Origin of the sequence: Mycolicibacterium aichiense (genome assembly GCF_010726245.1) — a bacterium.
GTDB classification, from domain to species: domain Bacteria; phylum Actinomycetota; class Actinomycetes; order Mycobacteriales; family Mycobacteriaceae; genus Mycobacterium; species Mycobacterium aichiense.
Genome location: NZ_AP022561.1, coordinates 2962934 through 2981993, shown reverse-complemented (window position 1 = coordinate 2981993; position 19060 = coordinate 2962934). Strand labels below are relative to the sequence as shown.

Below are 19060 nucleotides of genomic sequence, written 5' to 3'. Positions count from 1 at the left end.
TTAGGGGACGCTTAGGCTTACCCGCCGAGGCGGTAACCAAACCCTGACGCGGGCCGCGAATTCAGTCCAGTGAGTCCCAGAACCGGGTCAGCGCGGTGGCGCCGCGCACCGGATCCTGCAGCATCCACCAGTGGCCGAGACCGTCGAGCACCTCGGTGCGGGCCCCGGCCTGCTCGGCGGCCGCGCGGCGCTGCTCCTCGGTGCCGACGTAGGTGTCCTCGGTGGCCAACAGCGACAGTCCCGGCCGGGCGGTGGCGTTGACCAGATGCCGGCCCGCCTCGGATACCGCCGGCTGCGCGGCCGAGCGGTACAGCGCCAGGATGGCCCGGCCCATCTCGGGTCCCTGCGCCAGTGACAGCTCGGTGGCGACGGCGGCCGGGATGCCCATACCCGTCAGCAGAGCGACCCGATCGTCGTGCGAGCTGGCGGCCAGCGCCTCGATGGCTTCTTCTCCGGCACCGGGGGTCTGCCACACCTGCGCCATGTCATGCCAGACGTAATCCGGATGCAGGATCCCCAGCACGTCAGTGGCCCAGCTGTGGACCAGTTCGGGACGATTCATGACGACATTGAGCACATGCCCGCCGCCCCAGTCATGGCCGACGAGGTCGACGGGCTCATCGAAGCCGTCCAACTCGCCGATGAGCCAGTCCCGGTAGGCCACCATCGTGGCCGGGAAGTCGTCGGGCAGCGGGGCGCCGAACCCGGGCGGCGACAACCGCACCACGTCGGCGCGACCGAGTGCCTCGACCAGCGGGCCCCAGATCACGTCGGTTTCCGGATTGCCATGTACCAGAACGACCGTCATGGCGACATCCTGACATGGCCGTCGGCCGGGGAGAACCGCCCATCGGGCCGGCGGCGTACCGATGCTAGGTTTTGACAGGCGTCAAACGCCGTCACGACTACAGATAGGGGCCGTCGATGGATCCTCGGACGCCGGTGTTGGTCGCGGCGGGACAGATCAACCAGCGCGACGACGCGCAGATCGAACCCGTCGACCTGATGGCCGCGGCCGCGCGCGAGGCCGCCGATCCGACGGTCCTGCAGGCCGTCGACGCCATCCGGGTGGTCAACCTGCTGTCGTGGCGCTACCGCGATCCGGGTCTGCTGCTCGGCGAGCGGATCGGTGCCCGCAATCCCTCGACCTACTACACCGGGGTCGGTGGTAACACACCGCAGTCCCTGGTCAATCAGGCCTGCCTGGACATCCAGCAAGGCCGCGCCGAGGTCGTCCTGCTCGCCGGCGGCGAGACATGGCGCAACCGGAAGCGCATGCAGGCCAACGGAATCAAGCCTGCCTGGACCCGTCAGGGCGAGGACGTCGCGGTGCCGCCGGGCGCCGAGGACGAGGTGCCGATGTCCAGCCCCGCCGAAGAGCGCATCGGATTGCTGCTGCCGTCGCACGTCTACCCGCTCTTCGAGCAGGCGCTGCGGATCGCGCGCGGTGAGAGCGTGGCCGATCATCAGCGCCGGGTCGCGGAGTTGTGGTCGCGGTTCAGCGCGGTGGCCGCGGACAACCCGCAGGCATGGAGCCGCGACGCGCGCAGCGCCGAGGAGATCGGGCAGGCCGGACCGGACAATCGAATGATCAGCTGGCCGTATCCGAAGCTGATGAACTCCAACAACATGGTCAACCAGGCGGCCGTCGTCATCCTGTGCTCGGCCGAGAAGGCCACCGCGTTGCAGATCCCGCGCGATCAGTGGATCTTCCCGTACGCGGGCACCGACTCGCATGACACGTACTCGGTGGCCGAACGGCACGAGCTGCACCGGTCTCCCGCGATCCGGATCGCGGGGCGCCGCGCGCTCGAACTCGCCGGAGTCGGCGTCGACGACCTGGCGCACGTCGACGTCTACTCGTGCTTCCCGTCGGCGGTACAGGTGGCCGCCGGCGAACTGGGTCTGGCCACCGACGACCCGCAGCGGCCGTTGACCGTCACCGGCGGGCTGACCTTCGCCGGTGGCCCGTGGAACAACTACGTCATGCACTCCATCGCCACCATGGCCGGATTGCTGCGCGACGACCCCGCCGCGTACGGCCTGATCACCGCCAACGGCGGGTTCCTCACCAAGCACAGCTTCGGGGTGTACAGCGCGACCCCGCCGCCGGCGGCCTTCCGCTGGGAGGACGTCCAGTCCGAGGTCGACCGCGAACCCACCCGCACCGCGGTGGTCGAATGGGAGGGCGAGGGCACCGTCGAGTCCTGGACCACCCCGTTCGATCGCGACGGCCGCCCGGAAAAGGCGTTCCTCGCGGTGCGGACCCCGGACGACGCCCGCGCGATGGCCGTCATCGACGACGCCGACGCCGCGGCGGTCACCGTGGCCGAAGACATCGCCGGTGCCAAGGTCCGGGTGCACGCCGACGGCCGGGCGAGCCTGTCCTGATCGGCTTCTCCCGAGGCGAGAAAACGGCCATTTTTTGGCCGCGACCTGCTTAGAGTCGAAGTCTGACGGGGGAACTAGGGGCGTGGCAGCATGCGGATCTTGCTCACGGAAGTCACCGGAGAGCTGGGTCGCGCCCTCGCCCAGAGCCTGCTGGCGGCGGGCCACGATGTCTACGGCATGGCCGAGCGTCCGCACCGCGACCTCGATGCGGGCGTCGAGTTCGTCGCCGCAGCGCCCAGCCACCCGGTGCTCTACCGGATGGCCGAAGCGGCCGACGTGGTCGTCCCGTTGCCCGCCGACGGGCGCGATCTGACCCGCCCCGCCGATATCGCCCGCGTCTGTGACGCCGCCGCGCGCGGCGGTGCGCGGATCGTGTTCCCGTCGCTGTCCCTGTTGGGTTCGCGCGGCTCTGCGCAGCTGGAGGACCTGGTCAGCACCTGCTGGGCGCCGAACCTGGTGGTCCGCATCGCCGCGCCGATGGGCCGCCAGTGCGACGGCCTGGTCTGCCGGTCGGTCGCGGCGCTGCTGGACGCCGACGCCACCGGATCGCTTCACGTTCTGCACGTCGACGATCTGATCCGGTTCCTTGTCCTTGCCGCCGGTACCGAGCGCACCGGTGTCGTCGACCTGGCCGGGGTGGACACCACCAGCGTCGTCTCCGCGGCCCGGCTGCTCGGCGGGGTCGACCCGCGTCCCAGGGTTCGCGGTGTGCCCGGCTGGCCGCAGCTGGGCCCGCCGTTTGATCTGGCCGCCCTGCGAACCGAGTGGGAATTCGAATGCGGCTGGGGCGCAACCGATGCCGTCGTCGACACGGTGCGCGGACTGCAGGGCCGCAAGATCGGCAGGTCCGGCGCACTCGCCGTCCCCGGGCGGGTCCCGTTGCCGGTCACCACCGTTGCCCGGGCAGCAGGCGGCAGGGCCGCACCCGAGGGCGCCGACGGCGAGTTCGACGACCGGATCGATCCGCGCTTCCCGGTGTTCGTGGCAGGTCCGCTGAGTGAAGCGACGGCAGGCCCGCTCACACCGATGTCGCTGGATCTCCATCTGGGTGGGTTGCGGCTGGCCGGCCGGTCGCTGGCCGCGCTGCTGGATGTGCGCGGCGCGGTCGCCGGTGAATGGGAGAGCCGTCTGGTCGCGTCCTTCGGCCACCGGATCTATCTGGGCGCCTCGGCCCTCGCGGCCGCCGAGTCGCGACTCCCGGCCCGCGTTGCCGGTCTGTCGCGGCGGTTGCGTGCCGCCGCCGATGTCCCGACTGCGGGACCCGGTGCATTCGCCACGGTGACCGGTGCCATGTCGACGACCCGTCTGCAGGCCGGCGCTCGCATGTTCGGCCGCCACCTGCGGGCCTACCGCGACGCCGCCGACGCCGAACGGCGCGACACCGCCAAGCTCGGGCTGCTGCGCGATGCCCAGCTCGATGCTCGAATCCGGCTGCTGCGTACCAGAATTCATGAAGGTTGGACGTTGAGTGCGCTCGCGGTCGTGCTCGCCGAGGCGGCCCCGGCGCAGCTGAGCGGGGCGGATCAGCCGATGAGCATTCGTGCCGAGGTCGCGTCGCTGGCGCGGGTGCTGCGTGCGCATCCGTACGCGCGCGCCGCGTTGGAGGCCGGCGATATGGCGGCCACCCGCACCGGCGCGCCGATGTTGGCCAGTGCGTTCGCCTCGGCGCTGGCTCATCTCGGGCACCGCGGGCCGGGGGCCGCGGAGCTCGCGACGCCCGTCCTCGGTGATCGTCCTGACGCACTGCTGGCGGCGGCCGCTCGGCTGCACGGCTCAGGAGCCGACGACCACGCGACGGTGCCCGCCGCGCAGGCCTGCCGAGTGCTGGCCTATGACACCACCCTGCGGTACACCCACCAACTTCGGCTTGCGGTACGGGAATTGGGCCGCAGGCTGGTGGCGGCGGACAAGATCGCGGTGCTCGACGACGTCTTCGAGCTGACCGTCGACGAAGCACTGGCCTTACCCGCCGACACCCGGCTGCGTATCAAACGTCGCATCGCCGAGCGTGAGCGGTTGCAGGCTGTGCGACTGCCCACCGTCATCGACGGGTCCTGGACGCCGGTCCCCGCGACGAATCTCGCACAGGTCGGCGACGAGTTGCACGGAACCGGACTGTTCCCCGGCGCGGTGGAAGGCACGGTCCGGGTGGTCGATTCCGCCGCCGACTTCGGGTTGGGAGCCGCGGACATCGCCGTTGTCGCGGGCGCCGACATCGACGCGGTCGAGCTGCTGGGCACACCCGGCGCAGTGCTCACCGACGGCGGTGCCACGCTGGGTGATGTGAGCGTGTTCGCCGCTGAGTTCGGTGTGCCGTTCATCGCCGGGGTCGCGGCCGGGTTGGGTACCGGCATGCGGGTCCGGGTCGACGGATCCTCCGGGCTGGTCACCGTGCTGGCAGCTGCCTGCGACGTGGTGCGGGTGTGACGCGGTATACCGTGGCCCGGTGATGTGGCGGACCATAGCGACACTGTCGGCACTGTGGTGGGTGCTGATCGCCGCCCCGGCGCTGGTCGCCACCCGGATGCTCGACCACGCCGGCGCCACCTCGGCCAAAGGCTGGGTGCTCGGTGTCTGGCTCGGCGGTTACGTCGCGCAGTTCGTTGTGTTCCTGGCGATTTCACGCCGGTCGCCGCGTCCGGCGTTGCTCGGCTGGGTGATCGCCTCGACGGTGCCATGGGCTGCCGACTGGACGACCCCGCTCTCGGTGTGGTGGCTGGTGCTGTGGAGCGTGGTCGTCATCGGCTATGCGGCGTGGCTGGTTGTCGCGGTGTCTCGGGTCGATCAGCTGCGCAGCGCCGGGGTGGCCGCCGCCGGTGTCGTGCTGGAGGTCATCAGGCCGACGTTCAACGTGGTGGTCAACAAGGATGCCTGCCGCCGCGTGTTGCGGCTGCGCGTCGAACGCTTCGACGGCGCAACACCTTACGAGGCCCAAGTGGCGGCGACCTTCACCTTGGGTGAGTTGCCCGAGGCCGACGACCGGGTGGCGGTGCGGATCGATCCGGCCCGCCCGCAGCTCATCGAACTCATCGCGGACGAGCCAATCGTGCGGGCTGCGCCGCAACCGGACGACCTGCCGCCCGAACTGGCCGAGCGGCTGCAGACGTTGAAGACCATGCGCGACCGCGGCGACCTTACCGACACCGAATTCGCCACGGCGCGACAAAGACTGCTCGAATCACCCGCCGAGTAGTTCCCGCAGCCGCAGCGCGTTCCAGACGGCGTGACCCTGCCCGTCGTTGTTGAAATAGACCAGCACCCGCCGGTGCTGGTCCTGCCATTCCCGAATCCGGTCGGCCCACCAATTCAGGTCGGCCTCGGTGTAGTCCCCGGCATAGATGGGCGCGCTGTCGGGGCCGTGCATGCGCACGTAGACCAGATCGGTCGTGGCGCGCAGCACGCAAGGCATACCGGGTCCGCTGATCACCACGTAGGCGGCGTGGTGGCGCTCCAGGAGCTCGTAGACACGCGGGTCGTCCCACGACGGGTGACGCATCTCGAGGGCCACCCGAATCCAGTCGGGGATCAGCGACAGGAAGTGGGCCAGACGGGCGTCGTCGCGTTCGAGGTCGGGATGCAGTTGGACCAGCACCGCCTCCCGTGTGTCACCGAGCGCCCGCTGGCAGCGCTCCAGCCGGTCGATCCAGGGTTCGGGGTTGTTGAGTCGCCGGTAGTGACTCAGGCCGCGGTGCGTCTTGACCGTCATGGTGAATCCGTCGGGCAACCGGGTGTGCCAGCCTGCGAAGGTGGCGTCCTTGGGCCAGCGGTAGAAGCTGGCGTTGAGTTCGACGGTATCGAACACCTCGGCGTAGCGGGCGAGCCGCTTGGCCGCCGGAAGTCCCGGGCGGTACAGCACCGATTCCCAGTGGTCGTAGGACCACCCGGAGGTGCCGATCCGGACGGTCACGGGTCAGCCGGCGATGCGCTGCCGCACGTCGTCGTCGAGGGAGACCCGCACCAGCCCCGCGGCAAGCGGCGCGATCGCACGGCCGGTGAGGGCGGCCAGCTTGTCGGGGTCGCGGGGGAGACCGAGTTGCTCGGCGCTGTCCAGTGAGCGTTTGTCGAAGAAGGGCCGCACCCACGGCCAGACGTCCTGGACCTCCCGCAGGAAGATGTCCGATCCGGTGTCCCCGATTCCGGTGAACTGCTTGAGCGCCTGCTTGGCGTTCTTCACTTCGGGTTTGGTGATGCGGGCCAGCGTGCGCAGGTCGTTGCGGTAGTCGTCGTTGACCCTGGTCGCGAGTTCGGTCAACCGTGACGCGGAACTCTCGTCGTAGCGCACGTAGTTGGCCCGGGCGAACGCGTCGATCATGGTCTGCCGGTTGGCCGCCATCACCGCGCGCGGTGTGCGCAGTCCGGCCCGGAACAGCTCCCGCGCGGCCTGCATAGCGATCCCGGCATCAATCGGTTTACTGGCCAGCATGCACAGCACCAACAGCTGGAACAGCGGCATCGGCGTGTCCCGCAAGGTGATTCCCGCTTCCGCGGCATAGGTTCTGCCCGCGTGCTGACGCAGACGCTGAATGAGGCGCCTGGCCTCCGCATCATCCATCTGGCAGGCGATACCCGCGGAGTAAGCCGACGAAACGATGTGTCATTTCGGCGTCAGACATTCTCAGCGTATGCCGTCGCGCCAGTCGACCATCTTCTCGACCGTGCTCAGGTCGTATCTGCCGGCCGATGCGCGGACCTCGGTGTGGAACAACGTCGCACCGGCGGCCAGATAATCGTCCGCCGACCGCGGATCGGTCCAGAACGTCGAGCGCTCGATATCGCTGTCGGCGCGCCCGAAGCCGGCGGCCAGCTCGGCGACGCGGGCACTGGCCTCCCGGTACGAGTCCAGCGGCAGGAAGGTGTGCCAGATGTCGGCGTGGCGTGCGACGGCGGGCAGCGTGCGCTTGGGGCCGGATCCGCCGATCAGGATCGGGATCTTGCGCAGCGGCGCCGGCTGCAGCAGGCCGAACCGCCGCTCGATGCGCAGCAGACCCTCGTCGAAGGCGTCCGCCCGGGACTTGACGGTCCCGAAGTCGAAACCGTATGTGGTGTAGTCCTTCTCATACCAGCCGGCGCCGACGCCGAGGATGGCGCGCCCACCGCTGATGTGATCGACGGTGCGGGCCATGTCGGCGAGCAGGTCCGGATTGCGGTAGCCCATCCCGGACACCAGCAGCCCGAGCTCGGCCCGGGTGGTGATCTCACCCCAGGAGGCCAGTGCCGTCCAGCCCTCGAAGTTGTTGACATCCGGCTGCGTGGCCGCCAGCACCGGTTTCGCGTCGGCGATCGAGGAGATGAACGGTGCGTGGAAGTGGTCGTAGCCGAAGATGACGTCGACGCCGATGTCCTCGGCGTGCAGAACGGCACGCCGCCAGGTGGCGTAGTCAGGAGTGTCGGCGGGCTGAATCTGCACGGCGACGCGCACGGGATGGGTCATGCACGCGACAAGCCCGGCTCACCGGGATTTATTCCGGCGCTACTTCGGTGGCAGGGATTTCGCGTAGTCGACGCCGCGGGTGGCCCAGCTCTGCAGCTGACGTTTCGTTCGCACACCGTCGTCGCCGATCCTGATCCAGCCGCGAGTTTCGCGCCCCGCCATGATCATCGGTGCGGTGTGGTCTCGTTCCAGCAGGGCGGCGGTGTCCTCTGGCGGTACCCGCACCATCAAGCCGCCCTGACCGCTGGCGCACACGGCCATGTTGCCGTTGATCAGGAACGCCACCCCGCCGAACATCCGCTTCTCGTCGACGCCGTGTTCGGTCGCGAGCAGTTCGCGCAGCCGGTTGGCGAGATCCTCGTCGTAGGCCATAGCCAGAAGTTACTACGCCCAGCAGACACAAACTCGGGCCGATTCTGGCGAATCAGCCCGAGTTTGTGCCTGGTCGAGCGTCAGGCCGCAGCGGTGGCTGCCTCGGTGGCCGGCTCCAGCGCCTGCGCGACGATGTCGGCGACGTCCGTCATCGGCTTCACGGTCAGCGCCTCGAGCACCTCGGCCGGGACGTCGTCCAGGTCGGCCTCGTTGCGCTGCGGGATGAAAACCGTTGACAGACCGGCCCGTTGCGCGGCCAGCAGCTTCTGCTTGACGCCGCCGATGGGCAGCACCCGCCCGTTCAGGGTGACCTCGCCGGTCATCCCGACGTCGGAGCGGACCTGCCGTCCGGTGGCCATGGACACCAGCGCGGTGACCATCGTGACGCCGGCGGACGGACCGTCCTTGGGCACCGCGCCGGCCGGCACGTGCACGTGGATCTTGCGGTTCAGCGCCGCCGGATCCACACCCAGCTGCTCGGCGTGGCTACGGACGTAGGACAGCGCGATCTGCGCCGACTCCTTCATCACGTCACCCAGCTGACCGGTCAGCTGAACGCTCGGCTCACCGTCGGTCGAGCCGGCTTCGATGTAGAGCACATCGCCGCCCAGCCCCGTCACCGCCAGTCCGGTCGCCACGCCCGGCACGGCGGTGCGTTCCGCCGATTCCGGGGTGAAGCGCGGACGGCCAAGGTAGCCAACCAGATCCGGCTCATCGATCACGATTGGATCCGGGTTGGCATCTAGTTTGGTCGTCGCCTTACGCAACGCCTTGGCCAGCAGCCTCTCGAACTGGCGCACACCGGGCTCCCGGGTGTAGTCCGCGGCGATCTTGCGCAGCGCCGCGTCGGTGACCGTGACCTCCTCGGGGGTCAGCGCCGCGCGGTCGCGCTGCCGGGGCAGCAGGTATTCGCGCGCGATGGCCACCTTGTCGTCCTCGGTGTAGCCGTCGATCTGCACCAACTCCATGCGGTCCAGCAGGGCCGAAGGGATGTTCTCGATCACGTTGGCCGTCGCCAGGAACACCACGTCGGACAGGTCCAGGTCCAGGTCCAGGTAGTGGTCGCGGAACGTGTGGTTCTGTGCGGGGTCCAGGACCTCCAACAGCGCGGCCGATGGATCGCCCCGGTAGTCGGAGCCGACCTTGTCGATCTCGTCGAGCAGCACGACCGGGTTCATCGAACCGGCCTCGCCGATGGCCCGGACGATCCGGCCGGGCAGTGCGCCCACGTAGGTACGCCGGTGCCCGCGGATCTCGGCCTCGTCACGCACGCCGCCCAGGGCGACGCGAACGAACTTGCGGCCCAACGCCCGTGCCACCGATTCACCCAGTGACGTCTTGCCGACGCCGGGAGGGCCGGCCAGCACCATCACGGCACCGGAGCCGCGGCCGCCGACGACCTGCAGCCCGCGCTGGGCGCGACGGGAGCGCACGGCCAGGTACTCGACGATGCGGTCCTTGACGTCATCCAGCCCGTGGTGGTCGGCATCGAGGATGTCGCGGGCCGCCTTCAGGTCGGTCGAGTCCTCGGTACGGGTGTTCCACGGCAGGTCCAGGACGGTGTCGAGCCAGGTGCGGATCCAGCCGCCTTCCGGGCTCTGCTCGCTGGAGCGTTCCAGCTTGCCGACCTCGCGCAACGCGGCCTCCCGGACCTTGTCCGGCAGGTCGGCCGCCTCGACACGGGCCCGGTAATCGTCGGATCCGTCGGGCTCGCCCTCGCCGAGTTCCTTGCGGATGGCGTTGAGCTGTTGGCGCAGCAGGAACTCCTTCTGCGTCTTCTCCATGCCTTCCCGGACGTCCTGCGAGATCTTGTCGCTGACCTCGACCTCGGCCAGATGCTCGGAGGTCCAGTCGATCAGCACCTGCAGGCGGGCGGCCACGTCTTCGGTCTCCAGCAGCTGACGCTTCTGGACGTCGGACAGATAGGACGCGTAGCCGGCGGTGTCGGCGAGCGCCGACGGGTCGGTGATCTTGTTGACCACGTCGACGATCTGCCAGGCCTCGCGGCGTTGCAGCATCGCCAGCAGCAGTTTCTTGTACTCCGCGGCCAGCGCCGTGGTGTCCTCGGTGGGCTCGGCGGCGGTTATCTCGTCGACCTCGACCCATAGCGCCGCACCCGGCCCGGTGGTTCCGGAGCCGATGTGGGCGCGGCTCTCACCGCGCACGACGGCCGCGGCGCCGCCACCGGGAATGCGGCCCACCTGCACGATCGACGCGATGACGCCATAGGTGGGGTAGCGATCGTCCAGGCGCGGGGCGATCAAGAGCTTGCCGGTCGGGGTGGCCTGCGCCGCGTCCACCGCGGCACGCGCGGCGTCGTCGAGTTCGATCGGCACCACCATTCCCGGCAGCACGATCGGCTCGCTGACAAACAGGACCGGCACAGATTTGGCTTCAGCCATCAATCCTCCAAAGTTCAGTCTGACCGACTCAACCTTGACTGGTTCCAGTTTGTTCCCCGCGCGGACCGCCCAGACAAAGCAGCGAGCCTGCCGCCGGGGGGGTGGCGACAGGCTCGCTGTTGTCAGGGGTGGATCAGCCGGCGGAAGGAGTTGCTCCCAGAACCCGCTGCATGTCCGGGATCATCTGCTGCAGCTGCTGTCCCCAGTAGCCCCAGCTGTGCGTGCCGTTCGCGGGGAAGTTGAACACGCCGTTGCGTCCACCAGCCGCGAGGTAGTTGTCCATGAAGGTCTTGTTGGTGCGCAACGTGAAGCCTTCGAGGAACTGAGCGGCCATCAGGTTGCCGCCGCCACCGGAGGTGTCGAGATCCGACGGCGTACCGGTGCCGCAGTAGATCCAGATCCGGGTGTTGTTGGCGACCAGCTGGTTGATGTTGACCATCGGGTCGTTGCGGCGCCACGCCGGGTCAGACGACGGACCCCACATGCTCTGCGCGTTGAACCCGCCCGCGTCGTTCATCGCCAGACCGATCAGCATCGGCCACCAGCCCTCGGAGGGGTTCAGGAAGCCGGACAGCGATGCGGCGTAGGTGTACTTCTGCGGGTAGTAGATCGAGTAGGTCAGCGATGCGCTACCGGCCATCGACAGACCGACGACAGCATTGCCGTTCGGGTCGACCCCGTAGTTGGCGGCCAGGTACGCCGGCAGCTCCTGGGTCATGAACGTTTCCCACTTGTAGGTGTAGTTCTGCCCGTTGCCCTGCGACGGCTGGTACCAGTCGGTGTAGAAGCTGGACTGTCCGCCGACCGGCATGACGGTCGACAGGCCCGAGCCGTACAGCCACTCGAACGCCGGGGTGTTGATGTCCCAGCCGTTGTAGTCGTCCTGGGCGCGCAGGCCGTCGAGCAGGTACACCGCGTGCGGGCCACCGCCCTGGAATTGGATTCGGATATTGCGTCCCATCGCGGCGGACGGGACATCGAGGTAGAGAACCGGGAGTCCGGGCTTGGAGAAGGCGGCCGAGGTCGCCGACCCGCCGACGACACCGATCAGGCCGGGCAGAGCGAGTGCGGCCACGAAGGCTGCGGCCACGCGGCGCAACCAAGTGCCTCGCATCTTATCGACGATCTTCATGACGGAAACCATCACCTTTCGTACGTGTATCACAGTGGAGAAGTGCTGTGCTCTGGCAGCTAATCACGGTGCGTAGCGCCGACTCGGCACGCGCGGCGGTGTGGCATATCGCGGTTCGCTAACGATCAGGCGACGCGGGGGACTCGGGATATCCAGTCGGCCAACATCTTTGACCGCGCGTCAGTAACAGGAAGGTCACGCCGCGGCAACGATACAGTGGAGGCATGGACCCGTTCGAGCTGCGTCGCTTCGTCGACGCCCAGGACCGCGTGTACGACCAGGTGCTCGCCGAGCTGCGGGCCGGGGCTAAGCGCAGCCACTGGATCTGGTTCATCTTCCCTCAGCTCGGCGCACTCGGAAATAGTTCCACCGCAAAGCGTTTCGGCATCTCATCGCTCGCCGAGGCGCAGGCCTACCTGGCGCATCCAGTGCTCGGGTCACGGCTGCACGAGTGTGCGCGCCTGGTCCTGGCGATCGAGGGCAGCGCGATAGACGAGATCTTCGGCTGGCCCGACAATCTCAAGGTGTGCTCGTCGATGACGCTGTTCGAGCAGGCCACCGATGACAACGCCGACTTCGTGGCGGTGCTTGACAAGTTCTACGGCGGCGAGCGGGATACCCGCACGCTCGAGCTGCTATAGCGGGCGCAGCACCAGCCAGCCCTGCGGCGGGACCACCACCTCGTCGACGATCTCTTCGGGCGGTGCCGCCGTGCCGCCCACCAGCTGAGCCTGCCCGCCGATGAGCGAGGCGACCGGCAGCGTCATCGGCGCGTCGTCGATGTTGAGCGCGACGATCAGGGCATCGTCACCGTTGCGGGTCTCGTAGGCATAGCCGCGGTTGTCCACTTGCAGCGCTGTGGTTTTCGCGTCGTACAGCCAGGGATTGCGCCGGCGCAGGCCGATGAGGTACTGGTGCAGATTCCATGTCTCGCGACCCGCGGCGTCCAGCGGGACGGGTGGCGCCCCGAACTCGGGACGTACCGCGTCGTCGCCGCCGGCCCGTTCTTCCTTGACGCCGCGGTAGCCGAGTTCGTCACCGGCGTAGACGCTGGGGACACCGCCGGTGGTGAACAACAGCACCAGCGCGTGGGCCACCTGCTCGGGGCGGTCCAGCTTGCTGGCGATCCGGGTGACGTCGTGGTTGCCGACGAACGTCAGCGGCGCGAATCTGGCCAGGAAGTCGTTGTGGCGCTGCAGCGCCCAGTCCAACTCGTGGAAGTTGCCGTCGTTGAGGCTGCTCCAGATCGCCTTCCATAGTTCGTACTGGGTCACCGAGTCGACGCCGGAGCCGTCGACGAACGCGGCGTAGTCGCCGTGGATCACCTCGGCGACGAACCAGGCGTCGGGATGGGCTTCGCGGACCCGGGGGAGCACCTGGGCCCAGAACGACTCCGGTACCGCATACGCGGCATCGAGTCGCCAGCCGTCGGCGCCCCGGGCCAGCCAGTGGGTCATGACGTCGACGGTGTAATCGACGACGGCCGGGCTCTTGTGGTTGAGGGTGATGAGCTCGCCGTGTCCCTCGAAGGTGTGGAAGTGGCCGGGGCGGCCGCGAAACCACGACCGCGCTTCGGGGTCACTGCCATCGACGGCACGTAGGTAACGCTCGAATTCCGTTCCCACATGGTTGAACACACCGTCGAGCAGGACCCGCAGTCCGCGCTGATGTGCTTCGGAGACAAGGTGATCGAAGTCGTCGTCGTCACCGAGTCGCGGGTCGATGCGGAAGTGATCGGTGGTGTCGTACCCGTGGGTGCGGGAGGCGAAGACGGGACCCAGCGCGATTCCCGATGCGCCGAGTTCGACGGCATGATCGAGCCAGTCGACGAGGCGGCGGAGCCGGTGCTCGTGCGCGCCGGGCGGCTCGGCGGCGGGGAAGGCGCCGACGAAACCGAGCGGATAGACGTGCCACCAGATCGCGTGGCGCACCCAGTCGCTCATGGCGCGAACTTCGCGGCGTAGAGGGCCACCATCTCGTCGCGGTACTCAGGGGCTGGGCCGTCGACCGGCAGCCGCGGGGCGACCGCGGTGATCGGCAGGGTGGCCACCGGCGGCAGTGGCACCTGCCAGTCGGTGAGCCATTCGGCCAGCTGGGCACCTGCGACGGCAAACACGATGCGGCCCAAGCCAACCCAGGCGTGCGCGGCCGCGCACATCGGGCAGTGTTCGCCGGAGGTGTAGACGGTGGCGCGGGCCCGCTGGTCAGGGGAGAGGTTGGCGGCGGCCCACTGTGCGATCGCGAGTTCGGGGTGGGCGGTGGCGTCGCCGCCCGCGACGTGATTGTGGTCCTCGAACAGGACCGTGCCGTCGGCGTCGACCAGGATGGAGCCGAACGGCTCGTCTCCGGCGTTCAGCGCTGTGCGGGCAAGTTCGACGCAGCGGCCGAGCCGCCGGAGGTCCTGGTCGTCGAGCGCCACGTCCTCACCTTACGCAACCGGTGTCGGTGGATGGCGGAAGCGCCAAAGCTCCAGGAGCCGCATCGGATCCACCGGTGAGCCGGGACGGCCGCGGGCCAGCGGGTAGCAGGCGAATCCGACGAACAGCGCAACCAGGTGTCCGACCGGGGTGAATGTCGGCGTGATCGCCACCGCGCCCACGCAATAGGCGAGCACGATGAAGAGGTACAGCCAGCGCCACGGGCGTGCGATGTGATAGGTCAGCAGTCCGACGATGCCGACGGCGAAGTAGCTGACGCCGATGTCGCGGGCGTTGAGGTAGCGCGGTGAGATCAGCGCCTCCTGGATCTGCCAGTACAGATAGCCCTCACTGGCGTAGGTGGCGACGATGTGGGCGATCAGCCCGGCGATCACGAAGCGCAGGCGCCCCAGCCAGCGTTCGGCCGGGGCCAGGAAGAGACAGAACCCCACCAGGTACGGCCACCACGCCGCGCCGTCTAGCCACAGCAGGCTGGTGATGAGCACCCGGATCGGGTCGGACGCCAGGTGGTGGAGGTTCGTCGAGTCTTTGCGCAGCAGCTCCAGCAGGTGCCAGCGGGGGAGGAGATGCTGGGCGATCGTCGTCAGGAACAGCACGGCCAGCCAGCCGAATGTCACCGGTGCGGTGCCGATGAAGTGCACGACTCGGCCGGGCCAGCCGCGCCGGGTCGGCAGGACCGGCGAGGGGGGTTCGAGGCCGTCGTGCACCCACCGAGATTACTGCCTCAGTGGCAACAGTCCTTGCTGAGAACCTCCAGCCGGCACAGGCACGATGCCAGGATCGGGACGTCGGCGCGGGCTTTGGCCAGTTCGAGCTGCCGGCCGATGATCACCGCTTCGGCGTCACGGCCGAGCCGCTGGAGGCATTCGTGATAGCCGTGCAGGCTCCACACATTGCCCGGATGCTGACACGGCCGGCTCAGCGTCGGGTCAAGGCCGAGGTCGGCGGCGTACACCGCGGCGGCCTCCTCGACACGCCCCTGCTCGAGCAGCAATGCACCATAGGCGTGCCGGGTCGGCTGCATCCAGCCCCACGGTTCGTCGTAGGGAAGTTCGTCGTCGAGTGCGATCGCCCGTCGCAGATGCTCGAAGGCCGCGTCGAAATCGCCTTCCCGGTAGGCGATCTCACCGTCGAGCATCGCCGCCGCGACGGCCAGGATGTGGCGGCTGGTGTTGTTGAACAGATACCGCGACTCCGGGACGCCCGCGTAGGCTGCGGCGAACGCCTCCCGCTCGGCAACCGCCTGGGCCAGCTGACCCTTGGCCGCATGCGCGACCCCGCGCCCATAGTGAATGGTTGCCGTTGTCGTGCAATACAACTCGGTGTCGGCGGGCAGCGGCTCGGCGATCAGCTCGTCCCAGCGGCCGAACCGGATCAGCACGTGCACCCGCAGCGGCACGAACGCTTCCAGCCAGTCGGCCATCGGTGGCGACTCGATGGTCAGCAGTTCGGGGGTCAGCTGCCCGGACAGCTCGTCGGCGGCAGCCAGCGCGATCTGCGACTGGCCGGCGAACATCGCCGAATAGACGATGAAGTGCAGATCGTGGGCCCGGTAGAGCGAATAGAAGTTCAGCGGCCCGGCGTGCGCGACGAAGCGCCGATCCGCTGCCACCGCGGATTGGTTGGCCAGCACCGAATCTCGGTAGTTGCCGCACAGCACGTCGATGTGCGACGGCATGTGCTGCAGATGACCGGCGTCGGGCACCAGGCCGCGCAGCAGGTCGGCGGCCGGCAGCGCGTCCTCGGGATGGGCCGACATCTCCATCGCGTGGATATACAGGTGCAACACACCGGGATGGGCGCGCCCGGCGTCGGTGCGCAGCGCGGCGTCCAACAGCGCCGTGGCCTCCAGCACCCGCGATCCGGGGGCCGGATCCCCGGTTGCGGTGTCCCACAACGCCCATGCCGTGATGTTCACCAGCGCATCGGCGGCCAGGGCCAGGACGTCGACGTCATCGGGGTACGCCCGCGCCAGCTCGGCCATGGCCTCGGCGTAGGCGACGTGGCCGGCCGCCAGAGCGTCGGCGTCGTCGGGATCGTCGGTGGGAAACCGGGTTGCCAGCGCCGCGATCAGGGCGTGCTCGACGACGCTGCCGCGGCTCGTGGCGGCCAGCTTCAGTTCCATCCGGGCCCGGGCCAGGGAGGCGGTCAGATCGACGGGATCGAAGGCGTCCCAACCCTTGTTGTAGTTCGGGCCGATGGCGTACGCGATGCCCCACCGGGCGATCGCGAGATCGGCGTCGAGCGCCAGGGCTCGTTCGAAGCAGGTGATCGCCTCCTCGTGGTTGAAGGCGTAGGCCCACACCAGTCCGCGGTCGAACCACACCTGCGCCTGCGGCGAGGGAGTGTCGACGGGCCGGTGGTAGTCACCGAGGTCGTAGTACGGCTCGGTGTCGCCGAGTGGAACCGCCATGCTGCACACCCTAGGTCAGCGCGGCGACTGCCGATACCGTTGCAACCGACCAGAACGAAAGGGTGCCCAAGTGATTCGCTGCGTGCGTTTGTTCACCGGAGCCGACGAGCAGTCCCACGTCGAGATCGGCAGGCTCGGTGTGTCGCCGGGACGCAACGATGACCTGGTGTCGGCGGCGATGTCGTCGACGCGAGTGACGGCGGAGGAGACGGCCAGCGGCGGCACGCTGGCCTGGCACACCGCGCCGGTGCGCCAGCTCGTCGTCACGCTCGCGGGCACGCTGGCGTTCACCACCCGCGACGGCGAGGAGTTCACCCTTGCCCCCGGCGACGTGCTGCTGGCCGAGGACACCGTCGGCTCCGGCCACCAGTGGCGCCTGGTCGACGCCGACCCGTGGCGCCGGCTCTACATCGTGCTCGCCGAGGGCGCCGAGGTCCCGTTCGTCGCGGACTGACGCTGTCCTCAGAGACCGAGCGCCGCGAACACCGCCGAAAGCCACCGCGGCACCGGCGACCTCGTCGGGGCGTTCGGTGTGTCGGTCACTTCGTAGGAGCCGAAGTCGTCCTGTTTGATCGGGGTGTTGAACTGAACACCCGTCAGCGTGAACGTGCTGTCGTCGACGATCACCGTGAAGGTGCCCGTCACCTGCCAGACGGGCTGTCTGGTGGTGACGGTCGTGGTGTAGCCCGGGGGCGTGGTCACCTCGATGTCTTCTTCGAAGGTCTTGGTGAAAGTCCACGTGTGCCCGTAGGCAGTCTGGATCTCGGCGTTGATGGTCTTCGTCAAGTTGCTGAACGACGCCTTGGCGGTGATGTTGAGGCTATCGGTCTGGCTGCGCACATCGATGAGCTTGAGCGTCCTCTTGATGGGGTTCTGCCCCCTGTTGATGATTGGACTGGCCACGTTCTTGGGTGCGCTGAGCCCCTCGGACTCCGTCTCCGGCTTGAACTCGCACTTCCCTATGCCGCCGTCCTTGCACAACGCCTCGATGATTCTGGCCTGCGTTGCGGCCTGGTCCGGTCCGATGACGGTGTTTGCGCCGGGCGCCTGCACCAATACCACCGTCTTCCCGTCGGCCGAGCAGCGCTCGCTTCCGCCGACCGCACCGCATGTCGACGACGCGCCGTTGAAGGGCCCGACAGTCAGGTCGGCGGTGAATATCGTTCCGTCCGGCCCTACTCGCAACACCGGCTCGACCGTCGTCGTTCGGAGGAAGTTGTAGATCACCTCGGTACGGGCGGTACCCCCCACCGGGATCACGGTGCCGGGCTTGGGCAACCCGTTCTCGGGGAGTTCAGTTGTGCCGTAACCGATCACGGTGACCGGTTTGCCGGTGAGATTGTAGATGGTGTAGCCCTGCGTCGTGGTACCCAGCAGTCCCGCGACGACGCCGCGCAATTGATCACCGGGACGCGTCGGCGTGGCATCCACGGCGTTGAGCAAGGCCGCGAGATTCGGTGCCGAAGGATTGGTGAACCTGAGGTTTTTTCCGTCTGCTACGCATCGCTGGCCGCCACCGGCGCTCGCACAGGTGGATGAGGCCTCGTTGAACGGGCCCACGGTGAGGTTGGCGGTGAAGACCGTGTTGCCCTCGGCTGTCGTGAACAGTGCTTGGACTCGCGTCGTCTTCAGAAAGTTGTAGACAACTTCGAATCGGATCGTTTGGTTGGGCGCGACGACGGTGTCGGGCGCTGGTCCGCCGTTCTCTGGACGTTCGGTGGTTCCGTAGCCCACGAACGTCACCGAATCACTGCTCTCGTTCCTAAAGACGAATCCCTGGGTTGTGGTGCCCAGCGCCGAGATCTCCGTGCGACGAAACAGCGCCCAGCCCAACACTTCCAGTGGTCGCGGAATGGCGGGCGGATCTGGCAGCGAGGGACCGGTGGCCAGTGCCGAAAGACGTGATACCACGCCCATCACGGGTACCGCTGCCAAGGACGCTGCCGACGGCGTTTGGTTGTCGGATTCTGCCGCGGGTCCGCCGGTTTCGGCAGGAAGTTGGACACTCGTAGGCTCTGCGGTCACATCAAAGCCCGTCGGGAGACCAACCGCCGTCGCTGCGGGCTTTTCGATCCCAACGCGTCCCGACGAGGTGACGTGGCGGTTCGATTGTGGGGTGCTCGCGGGGCGCTTCGCGGACGTCGCCGAGGTGGATACGGACCCGTCGTCTTCACTGCGTGCGGCGGGCTTTGCGGGGCCCGCTTTGCGTGCGGAGTGTGCGGATGACGCTGAGCCCGACGTGTTGGTGTCGCCCGGGACGGCCGCTGCGTTCCAAGGGCAGGCCACGATCGCGAGGCCCAGTCCCGTCGCGAAGACGGCCGATGTCAGACGTGCTCTGGTCGATGGTGATTCCACGGCGCACCTTCTCGAGGAACTTTCCGGCTTATTGCCGATAGCGTAAGTAGATCTGGCAATTTCCTGTGCGCCAAGAACGAGGTCGTCGACGACCGTTCACCGAGCCGAAACCGCTTGGTAAGTATG

17 protein-coding genes are annotated in these 19060 nt (G+C 68.3%); 5 read left to right on the top strand and 12 right to left on the bottom strand.

The window, feature by feature from the left end; all coding sequences use genetic code 11:
* Nucleotides 1-61: 61 nt before the first annotated feature.
* Nucleotides 62-808 (bottom strand): alpha/beta fold hydrolase, encoded by a 747-nt coding sequence (locus G6N32_RS14515; RefSeq protein ID WP_115320186.1) that lies wholly within the window; start codon nucleotides 806-808, stop codon nucleotides 62-64.
* Between the two features lie 116 nt (nucleotides 809-924).
* Between G6N32_RS14515 and G6N32_RS14510 the strand changes: the two genes are divergently transcribed.
* The 3 genes from G6N32_RS14510 to G6N32_RS14500 all read left to right on the top strand — a co-directional run bounded on the left by G6N32_RS14510 (nucleotide 925) and on the right by G6N32_RS14500 (nucleotide 5584).
* Complete coding sequence (locus G6N32_RS14510; RefSeq protein WP_115320185.1) at nucleotides 925-2391, top strand: acetyl-CoA acetyltransferase; 1467 nt, start codon at nucleotides 925-927, stop codon at nucleotides 2389-2391.
* Nucleotides 2392-2481: 90 nt separating this feature from the next.
* A complete protein-coding gene (locus G6N32_RS14505) occupies nucleotides 2482-4818 on the top strand; it encodes a Rossmann-fold NAD(P)-binding domain-containing protein (RefSeq protein ID WP_115320184.1) in 2337 nt (778 codons plus the stop codon).
* A 22-nt stretch (nucleotides 4819-4840) separates the two neighbouring features.
* On the top strand, nucleotides 4841-5584 hold the full coding sequence (locus tag G6N32_RS14500; protein WP_115320183.1) for an SHOCT domain-containing protein: 744 nt from the start codon (nucleotides 4841-4843) through the stop codon (nucleotides 5582-5584).
* Here G6N32_RS14500 and G6N32_RS14495 read toward each other — a convergent pair.
* From G6N32_RS14495 to G6N32_RS14470, 6 genes are all read right to left on the bottom strand, one after another.
* On the bottom strand, nucleotides 5570-6298 hold the full coding sequence (locus tag G6N32_RS14495) for a DUF72 domain-containing protein (protein ID WP_115320182.1): 729 nt from the start codon (nucleotides 6296-6298) through the stop codon (nucleotides 5570-5572). The two genes, G6N32_RS14500 and G6N32_RS14495, sit on opposite strands and share 15 nt — an antisense overlap.
* A 3-nt stretch (nucleotides 6299-6301) precedes the next feature.
* The gene (locus G6N32_RS14490) at nucleotides 6302-6943 is read right to left on the bottom strand and encodes an endonuclease (protein WP_115320181.1); all 642 of its coding nucleotides are present in this window, start codon (nucleotides 6941-6943) and stop codon (nucleotides 6302-6304) included.
* 63 nt (nucleotides 6944-7006) lie between these two features.
* Nucleotides 7007-7822 (bottom strand): LLM class F420-dependent oxidoreductase, encoded by an 816-nt coding sequence (locus G6N32_RS14485; RefSeq protein ID WP_115320180.1) that lies wholly within the window; start codon nucleotides 7820-7822, stop codon nucleotides 7007-7009.
* 39 nt (nucleotides 7823-7861) lie between these two features.
* The gene (locus G6N32_RS14480; protein ID WP_115320179.1) at nucleotides 7862-8194 is read right to left on the bottom strand and encodes a TfoX/Sxy family protein; all 333 of its coding nucleotides are present in this window, start codon (nucleotides 8192-8194) and stop codon (nucleotides 7862-7864) included.
* 80 nt (nucleotides 8195-8274) lie between these two features.
* Nucleotides 8275-10596 (bottom strand): endopeptidase La, encoded by a 2322-nt coding sequence (gene lon / locus G6N32_RS14475; protein ID WP_115320178.1) that lies wholly within the window; start codon nucleotides 10594-10596, stop codon nucleotides 8275-8277.
* Between the two features lie 133 nt (nucleotides 10597-10729).
* Nucleotides 10730-11728 carry an esterase family protein gene (locus tag G6N32_RS14470; protein WP_115321202.1) on the bottom strand — a complete coding sequence of 333 codons (999 nt, stop codon included), beginning with the start codon at nucleotides 11726-11728 and terminating at the stop codon, nucleotides 10730-10732.
* Nucleotides 11729-11952: 224 nt separating this feature from the next.
* Between G6N32_RS14470 and G6N32_RS14465 the strand changes: the two genes are divergently transcribed.
* Complete coding sequence (locus G6N32_RS14465; protein ID WP_115320177.1) at nucleotides 11953-12369, top strand: DUF1810 domain-containing protein; 417 nt, start codon at nucleotides 11953-11955, stop codon at nucleotides 12367-12369.
* Here the strand turns inward: G6N32_RS14465 and G6N32_RS14460 are convergent.
* The 4 genes from G6N32_RS14460 to G6N32_RS14445 are packed head-to-tail and all read right to left on the bottom strand — an operon-like array spanning nucleotide 12364 to nucleotide 16579.
* Complete coding sequence (locus tag G6N32_RS14460; RefSeq protein ID WP_115320176.1) at nucleotides 12364-13671, bottom strand: alpha-amylase family glycosyl hydrolase; 1308 nt, start codon at nucleotides 13669-13671, stop codon at nucleotides 12364-12366. The two genes, G6N32_RS14465 and G6N32_RS14460, sit on opposite strands and share 6 nt — an antisense overlap.
* Nucleotides 13668-14147: a nucleoside deaminase gene (locus G6N32_RS14455; protein WP_115320175.1), complete on the bottom strand. Its 480-nt coding sequence runs from the start codon at nucleotides 14145-14147 to the stop codon at nucleotides 13668-13670. The genes G6N32_RS14460 and G6N32_RS14455 overlap by 4 nt, the downstream gene beginning before the upstream one ends.
* A gap of 9 nt (nucleotides 14148-14156) precedes the next feature.
* Entirely contained in the window at nucleotides 14157-14873 is a 717-nt protein-coding gene (locus G6N32_RS14450) for a rhomboid-like protein (RefSeq protein WP_232077114.1), read from the bottom strand.
* Nucleotides 14874-14890: 17 nt separating this feature from the next.
* A complete protein-coding gene (locus G6N32_RS14445) occupies nucleotides 14891-16579 on the bottom strand; it encodes a tetratricopeptide repeat protein (RefSeq protein ID WP_115320174.1) in 1689 nt (562 codons plus the stop codon).
* Nucleotides 16580-16649: 70 nt separating this feature from the next.
* On the opposite strand from G6N32_RS14445, the gene G6N32_RS14440 reads away from it, so the two are divergent.
* Nucleotides 16650-17033: a cupin domain-containing protein gene (locus G6N32_RS14440; RefSeq protein ID WP_115320173.1), complete on the top strand. Its 384-nt coding sequence runs from the start codon at nucleotides 16650-16652 to the stop codon at nucleotides 17031-17033.
* A gap of 8 nt (nucleotides 17034-17041) precedes the next feature.
* Here G6N32_RS14440 and G6N32_RS14435 read toward each other — a convergent pair whose 3' ends face one another.
* Nucleotides 17042-18604, bottom strand: coding sequence for a hypothetical protein (locus G6N32_RS14435; protein ID WP_163789270.1), 1563 nt, complete (start codon nucleotides 18602-18604; stop codon nucleotides 17042-17044).
* Nucleotides 18605-19060 lie beyond the last annotated feature (456 nt).